This is a genomic window from Photorhabdus antumapuensis, from assembly GCF_020387775.1.
GTDB classification, from domain to species: domain Bacteria; phylum Pseudomonadota; class Gammaproteobacteria; order Enterobacterales; family Enterobacteriaceae; genus Photorhabdus; species Photorhabdus antumapuensis.
Map to the genome: position 1 here is coordinate 1 of NZ_JAHZMK010000026.1, position 12,996 is coordinate 12,996.

Genomic DNA, 12,996 nt, shown 5'->3' on the forward strand with positions numbered 1-12,996 from the left:
AGCCACTGGATAATGCACTCTGTAGTGGCGTATGACTTTTGGACACCTCACAAGCCTGCTACAACCTTCATTATATAATTATTATTCCATTTAATTATTATTCCATTTAATTATTAATATAATTATTATTACATTTAATTATTATCTCATTTAGTTATTATCCCACCTTACCTTCTGGCGTTTGGTTTTCACGCTTACTTTAGCTGTTTTTTCATTTTGTAGGTTAAGGGCTATTTTATGAATACCATGTTTTCAGCTGCATGACCGCTGCTCAGACGCTGGCTGTCTTCACCAAAACTGGCGCCCAATTGTCAGTGGAGCTTTGTTTCTATGTTTCGGGGATTATCATTGGCAAAGAATCGGTTATAAACCACAAACTGCACCACCGTCGCTGTCTCTATGTACTGGAAACAACACTGTGGGTCTGATTGTCCAAATTAGACCCGTAGTGTGTTTCCTTCCGTACTGTATTAATGGGGGAATCAAGCCCGTCCAAGTCACACAAGGTAAACCAGTTAATCCAGCGATTAACCGAAGAACGTGCGGCATGCAAGGTTCTGGCGACATGAGCCACTGTATGACCTTCATGTAGCATCAATAATGCCATTAATCGGCGAGCATAATCCTTATCACGGGTATCTGCTTCGTTCATTTCGGGGTATTGGTGCTATGATGGGCATAACTCAGCCCGTTTTGGGGTTTGTGATTTTTGGCGATTGATTAGATCGCCAAAATTGGACTGAGTTCCCTTCAAGTGATCTATTTTTTTGAAAGCTTATTTAGTTTTCTGCTGTGCCCATACTGAAAACCCATTGTGGCTGCTATGGTTGCCAGTAAGAACATAAGGCAAATCGCTCTTACGGGCAAACTTTATTGTCTCTCCACACCAGTCACAACGCTTGCGCACATGCCCAAGCGGAACTCCATGCCCACTGGAAGTTATAGCCCCCAAGCCAACCGGTGACATCTACCACCTCACCAATAAAATAGAGCCCTTTTACCTGATTAGTTTCCATCGTTTTAGATGAGAGCTGGTGAGTATCAATGCCTCCCATCGTCACTTCGGCGGTGCGATAGCCCTCAGTACCGTTGGGTTGTACTTGCCATGATTGGAGGTTTACAGCCAACTGTTTTTGCTGATTTGGGTTTAGTTGTTTAAGAGCAATATCTGGGATTTGACCGAGCGTTTGCAAGCACTCTGTTAGCCGCTTCGGTAATAATTTTGCCAAAGCATTTTTTATGCTTTGGTTGGGGTGAGAGCTCCGTTCTTGCTCAAGAAAGGCTTCTAAATCAATGTTTGGAAGTAAGTTAATACTCACAAACTCTCCTGACTGCCAGTAACTGGAAATTTGTAAGATTGCTGGACCAGAAAGTCCCCGATGGGTAAACAGGATATTTTCTTTGAACAAAACCCCATTTTCTGCGGTGACAAGAGCAGGAACAGACACACCAGAGAGCACATGAAGTTGCTCCAGGAGTGGTTTATGCAGCGTAAAAGGTACGAGAGCGGCGCGGGTTGGCAAGACTTTCAAGCCAAACTGTTCTGCAATCCGGTAACCAAAAGGAGTTGCGCCAAGGCCAGGCATAGATAACCCGCCGGAAGCAATGACAAGTGAGCGTGTACTTACTTGCTTTCCGTTAACGGTGATAATGAAACCCTGCTCATTTTTTTCTACGTGGCTAACTTCGCTGCGCAGACGAATAGTAACCTGACCGGTTTCACACTCTTTCAGCAACATATCGACTATCTGTTGGGCAGAATCATCACAGAAAAGCTGCCCCAGTGTTTTTTCATGGTAAGCAATGCCATAACGTTGAACTAATTCGATAAAATCCCATTGTGTATAACGGGCCAGAGCAGACTTGCAAAAATGAGGGTTAGCAGAAAAATAAGCGGTTGGTTCTGTGTACATATTAGTGAAGTTGCAACGTCCACCACCGGACATCAAAATCTTACGCCCAGCTTTTTTACCATTATCCAGAACCAGTATCCGTAAACCGAGCTGTCCTGCCTGAGCGGCGCAAAACAAACCTGCTGCACCGGCACCAATAATAACTGCATCAAATCTTTCCACTGCTTTTCTCTTTATGGCTAAATAATTTAGTGGGGAATTTCCCCTAATATGTTACATTTTTGATAAGTTTATGGGGAAAAAGTCCCTTATGACTTAAATTTTTCATGTAAACTGACTTTTGTCTTAAAATTGTCAATTTTTTAAAAGATATGTAATTTAATGATATATAAGGAATATTCCTATTTCTTATTGTTATCTAGTTGTCATGGAATCAAAAAAAGTTCATATTTCACTTCCCCCGCTAGCATTTGTCACTGATAATGCGCCGCGTTCATGTCCAACTAACTGGCTTAACGTTTATGCTACATCTTTTTACTGGCTTGGATTTTCACACCAGCCTAATGTTAGTACTGGCCCTACTGTTTGTGCTATTTTATGAAGCCATTAATGGCTTTCATGATACCGCGAATGCGGTAGCAACAGTTATTTATACCCGTGCTATGCGAGCACAGTTCGCCGTCGTTATGGCTGGGGTATTTAACTTCTTTGGTGTTCTTCTTGGTGGATTAAGTGTCGCTTACGCGATTGTACATTTACTTCCAACCGATCTTCTTCTCAATGTCAGTTCTGCTCATGGCCTTGCTATGGTGTTTTCCATGTTGCTGGCTGCGATTGTCTGGAACCTTGGGACTTGGTATTTCGGTTTACCGGCATCCAGTTCTCATACTTTGATTGGTTCTATCATTGGTATCGGTTTGACCAATGCGATCGTAACTGGTTCTTCTGTGGTTGATGCGTTGAATGTGCCGAAGATGATACAGATTTTCCTGTCGTTGATCCTCTCTCCTTTAATCGGATTGATCATTGCGGGGGCAATCGTGTTTCTACTGCGCCGTTACTGGAGTAGCACCAAGAAACGTAAACGTATTCATCTGACTCCCTCTGAACGTGAAAAGAAAGATGGTAAGCGTAAACCTCCTTTCTGGACACGCACTGCGCTAATTTTATCTGCGGTAGGCGTCAGCTTCTCTCATGGGGCGAATGATGGTCAGAAAGGTATTGGTTTGATTATGTTGGTGCTAATTGGTGTAGCTCCAGCGGGATTTGTCGTAAACATGAATGCTAATGGCTATGACATTGCCCGTACCTACGATGCTATTACTCACTTGCAGCAATATTATCAGCAACATAGCTCAGCGTTATCCCATGCAATTGAGCTGACGCCATCGGTCGCTATTGCGGAAGATGAACCAGGACGATTCCATTGTGATAGTACTCGTGCTGTCGTTGTTCTTGACCAGACAGAAAGCCTATTGAAGGGCATTCAGAGCTACAGTGAGCTCAATGCTGAACAGCGTAACAATATGCGTCGCATGTTGATGTGTATTGCTGATACGGCTGAGTCGCTGGCTAAACTGCCTGAAACCAGTACCGAAGACGCCCGTTTCCTGAATAAATTGCGGAAAGACTTATTACACACCGTTGAGTATGCGCCTGTCTGGATTATCATTGCGGTAGCACTAGCTCTGTCTTTGGGAACGATGGTTGGCTGGAAACGTGTTGCAGTCACTATTGGTGAGAAGATTGGCAAAAAAGGTATGACCTACGCGCAGGGTGTTTCAGCTCAGATGACTGCGGCTGTTTCAATTGGTGTTGCGAGTTATACCGGCATGCCGGTCTCTACTACACAGGTACTTTCTTCTGCGGTGGCTGGAACGATGTTAGTAGATGGCGGTGGTGTTCAGGGGAAAACCATCCAAAATATCATGTTGGCTTGGATACTGACGCTGCCGGTTTCAATCGGGTTGTCTGGTACACTTTACTGGTTCGCTTTGAAACTGATTTAATTATTTTGATGAATAATTTGAAGGCGGTATGGGTTAACTATTACCGCCTTTTCATTTAATACCAAATCAACATAGAAATCAGGCAAATAACAACTAATCCACTCAGTGCACTGGTCAAAATAAATTGTCTCCTCAACCTTTCACAACGAAGAACAACTTCTGGATCATGATGATCAAGGTAACGTTGTGAATTGATATAGTTCACTAGCCGTATTTGCTTATTAAGTTGCCCATGAGTAGTGAAAAAGCCGTTACCGTCTACTGATTGATAAAGCAAGGGGTCAGACTGACGAAGAATGGACAGCAATGCTCGTAGTGAAGAGAAGTAGCGCATCATATTGATAATGCAGACAAGACACAGTGCCCAAAACAGTGCGATTGTACTGAACATAATCCCCTCCTTAGAATGGTTAGCTAGAGCTGTCACAAAAAAGAAAAAATCAAAATTGCAGGTGGTGACACCGTTATATTTATTGTAGGAAAGATAGCCAGATAGTACAAAAAACCTGTTCTGTGTAAGTTGGGACAAAACTAGCAGAAAAACGTCATAAACACCCATCTAGTCAGTTCTATCCAACCATGCAACCTTAGAGAGATTGCTTAGCTGTTCACGTAAATATATTGGGTATCAAGAAAGACCATAAATTCAGCGCAGGATTTTGCTATCCATCAAGTGGCAGGAAGAGCAATTGTGGTATATGTTGTTTGGTGGATGTTCTTTGCTCAATCGCTAAGTACGACGAGCTGTGATCGAAACAATATTTGAAGCACATTCTAGATAGTAATAAACACAGGATAGTGGCAATTTGCCCTGCCAACTCACTAACTCGGCATTATGGAAGGAGTTCGCTTATGACCTACAAACATATTCTTGTTGCGGTTGATTTATCCCCAGAAAGTCAGGTTTTGGTGAAAAAAGCTGTTTCTATGGCAAAACCGTACAATGCCAAAGTTTCCCTGATCCATGTTGATGTTAACTATTCCGATCTCTACACCGGTTTGATTGATGTTAATCTCGGTGATATGCAGCAACGTATTACTGACGAGACCCGCAGTGCGCTGAAAGCTCTCTCCGCAGATTCAAACTATGACATTCAGGAGACCCTGAGTGGTAGTGGTGATCTGGGGCAAGTACTCGTTGATGCAATTAAGAAATATGACATAGATATGGTTGTTTGTGGTCATCATCAGGATTTCTGGAGCAAATTGATGTCTTCTGCTCGTCAGTTAATTAACACGGTGCATGTTGATATGCTGATTGTTCCTCTGCGTGATGATGAATGACAACAGATTGAAAAGTTATTCGATAAAATCGCCTGCTTATGCAGGCGTTTTTTTGGGTGAAATGGAGTACTGTTTGGCTTATGCCCGGTGCAATCAAGTAATTTTTTTTACCTTTCTGCAAAAAAACTTCTTGAAAGATGAATATAGAACAGTGATATATTCAAAGGGCAAACACAACTTACCTCACATTTTCGACAAAAATAATTATTAGAAAATGACTGGGGTTCCATCAAAACCGAAGTAGAAATAAGGAATAACTAAATGAGCTGTTTACTATCTTTGTCTTCATTTCTTGGATCGATTCAACGCAGGGATGAATATCAACCAGAATATCTCCAGGCTGTTAGGGAAGTATTTACCTCTCTTTGGCCGTTTCTTGAACAAAACCAGAAATACCGTGAACACAGCTTACTGGAGCGTATGGTAGAGCCAGAAAGGGTTATCCAGTTCCGGGTTTGTTGGGTAGATGATCAAGGTAAAGTTCAGGTAAACCGTGCATGGCGAGTGCAGTTCAACTCAGCCATTGGGCCATATAAAGGTGGTATGCGTTTTCATCCATCAGTGAACCTCTCTATTCTGAAATTCCTGGGCTTTGAGCAAACCTTAAAAAATGCATTGACAACTTTACCAATGGGTGGTGGTAAAGGAGGTTCAGATTTTGATCCTAAAGGAAAAAGCCAGGGCGAAGTGATGCGTTTTTGTCAGGCATTAATGACAGAATTGTACCGCCATTTGGGGCCAGATACTGATGTTCCCGCAGGTGATATTGGTGTGGGGGGCCGTGAAGTGGCTTTTATGTCAGGGATGATGAAAAAGCTTTCTAATAACACGGCTTGTGTATTTACTGGCAAAGGTCTCTCTTTTGGCGGTAGCTTGATTCGCCCGGAAGCCACCGGTTATGGTCTGGTCTATTTTGTCAATGCCATGCTAAAACGTCATGGCATGGGCTTTGAAGGTATGCGCGTATCGGTTTCCGGTGCAGGTAATGTCGCGCAATATACGATTGAAAAATGCATGGCATTGGGAGCGAAAGTGGTAACCGCTTCTGATTCCGGCGGTACCTTAGTTGATGAGGAGGGTTTCACACCGGAGAAGCTGGCTCATTTTGAAGAGATAAAAAACCAACGCTATGGCCGTGTGGAAGAGTATGCCAGAGAGCGGGGTCTGACTTTCTTGAAAGGGTTACAACCGTGGTCTGTGCCGGTTGATATCGCTTTGCCATGTGCCACCCAGAATGAGCTGGATTTGGATGCGGCTAAGGTTCTTATCAAGAATGGCGTGAAAGCTGTTGCTGAAGGGGCGAATATGCCAGCAACTATTTCAGCGACTGAAGCCTTTATTGAAGCAGGCGTGCTATTTGCACCAGGTAAAGCCGCCAACGCGGGTGGTGTGGCAACGTCTGGTCTGGAAATGGCACAAAATGCGGCCCGTTTAGGTTGGAAGGCTGAAAAAGTGGATGCACGTTTGCATCACATCATGCTAGATATTCACCACGCCTGTGTTGAGTATGGTGGTGAGGGCAAACAGACCAATTATGTTCAGGGTGCGAATATTGCTGGATTTGTGAAAGTTGCCGACGCGATGCTTGCTCAAGGTATTCTGTAGGTTAAAAGATATCAGCCGCAATATACGGCTGATTTTTTTAACAAGGATAAATGTCAAAACGGTGGTTTTTCGTGGTGATAGCTGCTGATGCAGCGACACCAGCTAAGGGTTCTGCATAATCAGGCCGCTTTACCACGACGCGGCGTTTTGCCAAAGCCCGTGCAGGGGATAGCAAACTATCAGCATCTTCATCAGCGCCAACCAGAGATTGGAACACCCGCATCTCTTTTTTCACCAGTGCACTTTTCTGCCTATGTGGATACATAGGATCAAGATAAACAACATCGGGCTGTGGCGTAATATCGGCCAGTGTTGTAATGCTAGAGGCATGGAGCAGTGTCATGCGCTCTTGCAACCAGCCACCCATTTCTTCATCCTGATAACCCCGTTGCAGCCCATCATCCAGCAATGCCGCGACCACAGGATGGCGTTCCAGCATTCTTACATGGCAACCCAGTGATGCCAGCACAAAGGCATCGCGTCCCAAGCCTGCGGTAGCATCCACGACTGTTGGCAGATAATCTTTTTTGATCCCTATGGCCTTAGCGACTGCTTCACCGCGTCCGCCGCCAAAGCGGCGGCGATGGGCCATTGTACCTGATATAAAATCGACATAGATGCCGCCTAGCTTTGGCTCATCCCGTTTGCGAAGTTCAAGGCGTTGAGGGGTAAGGACCAACGCCATAATAGCGCTTTCGTCATGCACCAACCCCCAGCGCTCTACCCGTTGAGATAAGGCGCTGTTATCAGCGCCTTGTTCACAGATTAAACAGATACCCACCTTAATTATCCTTTGATACCGGCATTGCGCAGCATTGCATCCAGTTTTGGTTCACGGCCACGGAAGCGTTTGAACAGCTCCATTGGCTCTTCAGAACCCCCACGGGACAAAATGTTATCAAGGAAAGATTGCCCGGTTTCGCGGTTAAAAATGCCTTCTTCCTCGAAACGGGAGTAAGCATCGGCTGCCAACACATCAGCCCATAAATAACTATAGTAACCTGCGGCATAACCACCGGAGAAGACGTGGGTGAATGAATGAGGGAAACGGCCCCATTCAGGTGAAGGCACTACCGAGACCAATTTTTTCACTTCTTTTAAGGTTTTCATGGTCTGAGCACCTTTCTTTGGATCATACTCAACATGCAGACGGAAATCGAACTGACCAAACTCAAGTTGACGTAAGATCCGCATAGCCGCCTGATAGTTTTTCGCTGCCAAAAGATTATCCAACATGGATTGTGGTAGAGGCTCTTGAGTTTCGTAGTGACCAGAGATAAATGCCAGTGCTTCTGGTTCCCAACACCAGTTCTCCATGAACTGGCTTGGCATTTCGACTGCATCCCACGGTACACCGCCAATACCGGAAACACCGGCCGTTTCGATCTGGGTCAGCATATGATGTAGACAGTGACCGAACTCGTGGAACAGCGTGTTAACTTCATTGTGGGTGAACAGCGCTGGCTTATCGCCAACAGGTTTGTTGAAGTTGCAGTTCAGATAAGCGACAGGCTTTTGCAGTTCGCCGTTGGAACGACGCATTCTGCTGATACACTCATCCATCCAGGCGCCACCACGTTTATTCTCGCGTGCGTACAGATCCATATAGAAGCTACCGCGCAGCTCATTTGTGTCATCGTACAGATCAAAGAAACGGACATCCGGGTGCCAAGTTTCTACATCATGGCGCTCTTTGGCCGTGATACCATAGATACGGCGAACAACTTCGAATAGCCCTTCAACAGCCTTTTGTTCAGGGAAATAAGGACGTAACTGCTCATCATTGATAGAGAACTCATACTGTTTTTGTTTCTCGCCATAATAAGTCATATCCCAAGCTTCCAGCTTGTGGGCACAATGATGCCATTTAGCAAAACCTTTTAATTCATCTACTTCTTCTTCGCCCTGTGGATGCGCCCGTTTTGTCAAATCATTCAGAAAATCCAATACTTCCTTCGGGGTTTTTGCCATCTTGGTTGCAAGGGATTGTTCAGCATAATTTTTGAAACCAAGCAATTGTGCCTGTTCGTGACGCAGCGCAAGAATTTCGGCTATCACGTCGCTGTTATCCCATTTACCTGCATTTGGGCCTTGATCGGATGCGCGGGTATTGTAGGCGTAATAAATTTCCCGACGCAGTTCACGATTATCTGCATAGGTGATAACGGGTTGGTAACTTGGTGCTTCTAAAGTCAGTAGCCAGCCTTTTTGTCCTTTAACTTCTGCTTGTGCTTTAGCGGCGGCAATTGCGCTTTCAGGCAGACCAGACAGATCTTTCACATCAGTAATTAATTTGGTCCAGCCCATAGTGGCATCAAGCACATTATTGTTGAATTGCGAACTTAAATCTGACAAACGCGCACTAATCTCGCCATAACGTTTCTGCTTCTCTGCGGGCAGACCAATACCTGATAGTTTAAAATCACGCAGTGCATTTTCGACAACTTTGCGTTGAGGCAGAGAGAGCTTCTCAAACTCAGCACTTTCACGTAATGACTTATAGGCTTGATATAGTCCCTTGTGCTGACCTAACCAGGTACTGAATTCGGACAGTAATGGCAAACTTTCTTCATAGACGGCACGTAATTCTGGGCTGTTTTTAACTGAATTCAGATGATTGACGGGTGACCATGCACGGGACTGTTTATCACCTGCTTCGGCCAGTGGTTGACACAGATTATCCCAGGTAAAAACGGTATTCTCGGCCAATATTTTTTCGACGGTTTGGCGATAATTGGCAATGACTTCTTTTACAGCGGGAACAACATGTTCTGGTTTAATAGAAGAAAATTTTGGTAAACCTGATGGAACGAGTAACGGATTAGTCATATAAAGCGTCCTGTTTATGTTTTGGATACATTGCTGAGCGGAGCAATGCGGTATCGTAATGGGTATCGGCTAATAAGATGTAGGTAAAATTCGACAAACTCAACGTGAATGTTGAGCTTATGAACAATAAAATTTAATGCTTTTTAGGAAATTGAGAATGATTTCAGCAAACGGATTCAGAAGCCAGATAATATGCGCTATGATTAACTTCTTTTCATAATTCTTTGGTATGTATATGGAAGATCATCGTCCCCGGTGGGGCGGCTGGACTTCAAATCCAGATGAGGCCGCCAGCGGTCTCTGGCAGGTTCGACTCCTGTGATCTTCCGCCATTCAAATCATCCTGCTAACGGGTGCTTGTACCCAAGAACTTCGATTTGCGCGGTGGGAAAATATTGATTTTGAAAAATACCTTTAGAAAGCGCCTGTTGAAGTAATGAAGATAGAATGATCTCACCGTTCCTTTGTGTGATACCTGCCTGAAACTGATGGAAATCGATTTTGATGTAGAAACGGCCAATTGGCATTGGTTGGTTTTGCATCGTTATAATTACTCATGGTGACTATTTACAGGCTTTTCTATTAGGCGTAGTATCGGGGGGCCTTGATGACTTTCTATACGATAGTTATCCGGTGTGTGAGTCAGTTTAGTCATTTGCTCTTTATGAAACCGTGTTGTTTTGGAGGGTTCTTCTCCATCTAATCAAGGTCAAGCAAACTGATGAACTATCATTTTTAATCTATCCAATGTAGGGGGGCCAACAGTACTTAATTCGCTATACCCTTCATCCTTCAAATTGCTGCTTTGTTGGCTGCTTTCACTTACCCCGGTCACATAGTTATCTATGCTCCTGGGGATGCGTTCACTTGCCGCCGCGCTGCAACTTGAAATCTATTGGGTATATAGAACAATCTTTTAGTTCCTTTAGCACTAACAAAGAGGAAAGATCATGAAAAGTCTCAAGAGGTTATCGTTATTCACACTTTTACTATTTACTGCCAGCCCAATAGCGTTTGCGGTGCAGAACAATTGGCCCGGCACGAAAGTAAACCAACCCGCACCTAAAGTCAAAGGTATGTCCGCAGTTCTGGCAAAGAATCTGGCTAACTTTGACGACCTTGATTTCAAAGTCTATACAAACCAAAAATGGTGGGAGCTACATAAGAGCCATGCCATGGACATTCTTGTTCACTATCCTGATGGTCATACTACCAAGGGGATTCAACAGCACATTGACGATCTGAAGTATATGTGGACATTTGCCCCTGACAACCGAATCACAGAGCACCCGGTGCGGTTTGGTACAAATGATGGGGAATGGACTGCTGTAACGGGATTTACTGATGGAACATTTACGAAACCTATGGATCTGGGTGGTGGTAAGGTTATCAAACCTACAGGTAAGTCTTATCACCTCCCTATGGCAACGCTTGGGCACTGGACCAAAGTCAAAGCTAAAGGATTTGAAGGAGTCGTTATGGATGAAGAGTATCTGTTCTGGGACGAGGACGTGCTTATGAAACAGATAGGTGCCAGTAATTGATTCAACAATTTCATACGGACTTACCTAAGGGCGAGTCCGTAAAATTTGTATACGCAATTCTTTATAAAACCTGCTAGCTACTGGATGCGGCAGATGAAATGTCCGAGGTTGGCTAAATATGCACTGATAAGTAGGAAACCCCTCCTTATTTTATAGACAAGGTTAATCGTTCAATAGCAGCGATACACCTATTACCAGCTAAAGAAATTAACAACAACATCAATACTCTGCACTTGATTCTTGTCGCCATAAATGTGCGGCTAATAGAGCTTTCCAGGGAGAGAAATCTGCCCACCATTTTTCTGCTTGTTCTGCGGAAACCTTTTCATTTTGATTAAACAATTTTTGGATATTACGTCTTATTGCGACGTCGCCATGTAATGAGCCATTTAAATAGTTGAATCCTCGTAACAGGGAATAGTTAATTGTCCACATACCAATGCCTTTTATCGCGAGTAGATTATCTATTAACTGTTGAATATCTGGCTCACTATTAGAGATAGCTAATGTTAATTTGTCAGATTCAATTAATTGGCTTAAGCGGAGCAATGCTGAACTCCCATTGCCTGAATAAATCTCCTGCGAATAGATATGGCCGCTCTGACGCTGATTTGCTGACCGATAACCGCCCAACTTAATGCTTCAAACGGTGTGGCTGATTGATAAATTCTTAAACCTGATTGTCTGGCAATAAGTGAACCAATAATCGGGTGCTCTTTATATAAACACTCAAATAGATGAACAGGCTGTAGAAGTCCCAGCATATGCGATGCTAAAGCAGATAAGCGCTCATCAGGACCTGTTGTGTCACCATCAACCTTAAGTTGTATATATGCGGTTTTTGCATTACTTAAGGACGCAGATCAGACAATTGATTTACTCAATAACCAGATAGGGCGTAGGATTGGCCTACAGAGCAAGAACTCGTCAATGAAAGCGCAGGCCAAGGCAGTGTTGAATCGCTTTCATAAAGAAGGACTGTATGTTGCCAAGAAAAATGCGATGGGGTTTGAGATTGTCAAAGAAAAAATCACCGATGAGCAGTTTTCTTATATGAACTCGGTATTTGAAAGAGGAAATGAAGATGGCTTTTCACCTGAGTAACTATTGGCGATGCAATTGGAACAGCAGAAAAAATAAAATCATTTTTTTTTCATGTACATTGCTGATAGTTTTTTTTATGTTCAATAGTAACCGACAGTTTAGCATTATTAAGAGTATGTTTGATTATGCTGATAAACATTGCCAGCAAAACACAGACTGCTTGGTTAACATCAGCAAAATCACGCTGTTTAAATGGGACACGTTGTATATTATTGATAGTGGTTGGAATCTTGACGAAATTAAGTCTGTCATTGGCGCGGAGTTAAAGGAAAGGACTGATATTTTTTCCAAGATTATCTTTGTTAAGGATGGGCAAGTGGTTTATTTCGAAGAGTATTATTATTATCCCGATTCAGGGGATGAAAAAATCTTGGTTCTCGATTTTGATTATGAAAATCAGGAAAAAGGGCTTATAGCTTATTATCGTGTTCCCAGAGAGGATTCCAAAATTGTCATAAAAATGAAAAGAGACCCATCAGTAGAGGACAAAATTTACTATTTATTTTCTTCCGTTAATGAGCAGCAGGTTCAGAGGAACCCTTCATCATTCCGAAAACCATCATGATGTCTGGATGTTAAAAAAACGCATCATAATACCCGGTGATATTTGCCGGGTTTACTAAATAATAGCAACAATACACCATACCAGCTAAATAAATGAAAACTAACAACAATATCAATACTTTGCACTTGATTCTTGTCGCCATAAATGCGCGGCTAATAGAGTTCTGTGGATAAAGTTGTTGTCATTTCTTCTCTCCAAATGTA

At 43.3% G+C, this 12,996-nt stretch carries 12 protein-coding genes, 1 tRNA gene and 2 pseudogenes; 8 read left to right on the forward strand and 7 right to left on the reverse strand.

Features of this window, described 5'->3' with window-relative positions; all coding sequences use genetic code 11:
• Positions 1-478: 478 nt before the first annotated feature.
• Positions 479-680: pseudogene (locus KZ793_RS11585) on the reverse strand (helix-turn-helix domain-containing protein); the annotation flags it as partial.
• 210 nt (positions 681-890) lie between these two features.
• Entirely contained in the window at positions 891-2,075 is a 1,185-nt protein-coding gene (locus KZ793_RS11590; protein ID WP_225815486.1) for a BaiN/RdsA family NAD(P)/FAD-dependent oxidoreductase, read from the reverse strand.
• A 299-nt stretch (positions 2,076-2,374) separates the two neighbouring features.
• Here KZ793_RS11590 and pitA point away from each other — a divergent pair, with 299 nt between their 5' ends.
• The gene (gene pitA, locus KZ793_RS11595) at positions 2,375-3,862 is read left to right on the forward strand and encodes an inorganic phosphate transporter PitA (protein ID WP_225815487.1); all 1,488 of its coding nucleotides are present in this window, start codon (positions 2,375-2,377) and stop codon (positions 3,860-3,862) included.
• A gap of 55 nt (positions 3,863-3,917) precedes the next feature.
• Here pitA and uspB read toward each other — a convergent pair whose 3' ends face one another.
• Positions 3,918-4,253, reverse strand: a complete 336-nt coding sequence (uspB, locus tag KZ793_RS11600; protein WP_036812627.1) for a universal stress protein UspB — start codon at positions 4,251-4,253, stop codon at positions 3,918-3,920.
• Between the two features lie 461 nt (positions 4,254-4,714).
• On the opposite strand from uspB, the gene uspA reads away from it, so the two are divergent.
• The gene (gene uspA / locus KZ793_RS11605) at positions 4,715-5,146 is read left to right on the forward strand and encodes a universal stress protein UspA (protein WP_118987682.1); all 432 of its coding nucleotides are present in this window, start codon (positions 4,715-4,717) and stop codon (positions 5,144-5,146) included.
• A gap of 261 nt (positions 5,147-5,407) precedes the next feature.
• Positions 5,408-6,751, forward strand: coding sequence for an NADP-specific glutamate dehydrogenase (gdhA, locus tag KZ793_RS11610; protein ID WP_225815488.1), 1,344 nt, complete (start codon positions 5,408-5,410; stop codon positions 6,749-6,751).
• Between the two features lie 37 nt (positions 6,752-6,788).
• On the opposite strand, the gene rsmJ is transcribed toward gdhA, so the two are convergent.
• Together rsmJ and prlC are read right to left on the reverse strand one after the other, a co-directional pair.
• Positions 6,789-7,532, reverse strand: coding sequence for a 16S rRNA (guanine(1516)-N(2))-methyltransferase RsmJ (rsmJ, locus tag KZ793_RS11615; RefSeq protein WP_225815489.1), 744 nt, complete (start codon positions 7,530-7,532; stop codon positions 6,789-6,791).
• A gap of 5 nt (positions 7,533-7,537) precedes the next feature.
• Entirely contained in the window at positions 7,538-9,580 is a 2,043-nt protein-coding gene (gene prlC / locus KZ793_RS11620) for an oligopeptidase A (protein WP_225815490.1), read from the reverse strand.
• A 237-nt stretch (positions 9,581-9,817) separates the two neighbouring features.
• Here prlC and KZ793_RS11625 point away from each other — a divergent pair.
• The 3 genes and pseudogenes from KZ793_RS11625 (at position 9,818) to KZ793_RS11635 (ending at position 11,124) form a co-directional block, all read left to right on the forward strand.
• Positions 9,818-9,912: transfer RNA gene (locus KZ793_RS11625), tRNA-Sec, on the forward strand.
• A pseudogene (locus KZ793_RS22880) lies at positions 9,906-9,995 on the forward strand (hypothetical protein); the annotation flags it as partial. The gene KZ793_RS11625 and the pseudogene KZ793_RS22880, both read left to right, overlap by 7 nt.
• Positions 9,996-10,530: 535 nt before the next feature.
• A complete protein-coding gene (locus KZ793_RS11635; protein ID WP_225815492.1) occupies positions 10,531-11,124 on the forward strand; it encodes a nuclear transport factor 2 family protein in 594 nt (197 codons plus the stop codon).
• Positions 11,125-11,343: 219 nt separating this feature from the next.
• Here the strand turns inward: KZ793_RS11635 and KZ793_RS11640 are convergent, their stop codons facing one another.
• Positions 11,344-11,673: a DNA glycosylase family protein gene (locus tag KZ793_RS11640; RefSeq protein ID WP_225815493.1), complete on the reverse strand. Its 330-nt coding sequence runs from the start codon at positions 11,671-11,673 to the stop codon at positions 11,344-11,346.
• Positions 11,661-11,888, reverse strand: coding sequence for a DNA glycosylase family protein (locus tag KZ793_RS11645; protein WP_225815494.1), 228 nt, complete (start codon positions 11,886-11,888; stop codon positions 11,661-11,663). Before KZ793_RS11645 ends, KZ793_RS11640 begins: the two co-directional genes overlap by 13 nt.
• A 166-nt stretch (positions 11,889-12,054) precedes the next feature.
• On the opposite strand from KZ793_RS11645, the gene KZ793_RS11650 reads away from it, so the two are divergent.
• Both KZ793_RS11650 and KZ793_RS11655 read left to right on the forward strand, forming a co-directional pair.
• Positions 12,055-12,228 (forward strand): hypothetical protein, encoded by a 174-nt coding sequence (locus tag KZ793_RS11650; protein ID WP_157852157.1) that lies wholly within the window; start codon positions 12,055-12,057, stop codon positions 12,226-12,228.
• Positions 12,229-12,343: 115 nt separating this feature from the next.
• Positions 12,344-12,793, forward strand: a complete 450-nt coding sequence (locus tag KZ793_RS11655) for a hypothetical protein (RefSeq protein ID WP_225815495.1) — start codon at positions 12,344-12,346, stop codon at positions 12,791-12,793.
• Positions 12,794-12,996 lie beyond the last annotated feature (203 nt).

Coding starts and splice junctions, on each gene's coding strand:
- pitA (WP_225815487.1), top strand. CDS start 2,375: ATGCTACATCTTTTTACTGGCTTGGATTTTCACACCAGCCTAATGTTA.
- uspB (WP_036812627.1), bottom strand. CDS start 4,253: ATGTTCAGTACAATCGCACTGTTTTGGGCACTGTGTCTTGTCTGCATT.
- uspA (WP_118987682.1), top strand. CDS start 4,715: ATGACCTACAAACATATTCTTGTTGCGGTTGATTTATCCCCAGAAAGT.
- gdhA (WP_225815488.1), top strand. CDS start 5,408: ATGAGCTGTTTACTATCTTTGTCTTCATTTCTTGGATCGATTCAACGC.
- prlC (WP_225815490.1), bottom strand. CDS start 9,580: ATGACTAATCCGTTACTCGTTCCATCAGGTTTACCAAAATTTTCTTCT.
- KZ793_RS11635 (WP_225815492.1), top strand. CDS start 10,531: ATGAAAAGTCTCAAGAGGTTATCGTTATTCACACTTTTACTATTTACT.
- KZ793_RS11645 (WP_225815494.1), bottom strand. CDS start 11,888: ATGCTGGGACTTCTACAGCCTGTTCATCTATTTGAGTGTTTATATAAA.
- KZ793_RS11650 (WP_157852157.1), top strand. CDS start 12,055: ATGAAAGCGCAGGCCAAGGCAGTGTTGAATCGCTTTCATAAAGAAGGA.
- KZ793_RS11655 (WP_225815495.1), top strand. CDS start 12,344: ATGTTTGATTATGCTGATAAACATTGCCAGCAAAACACAGACTGCTTG.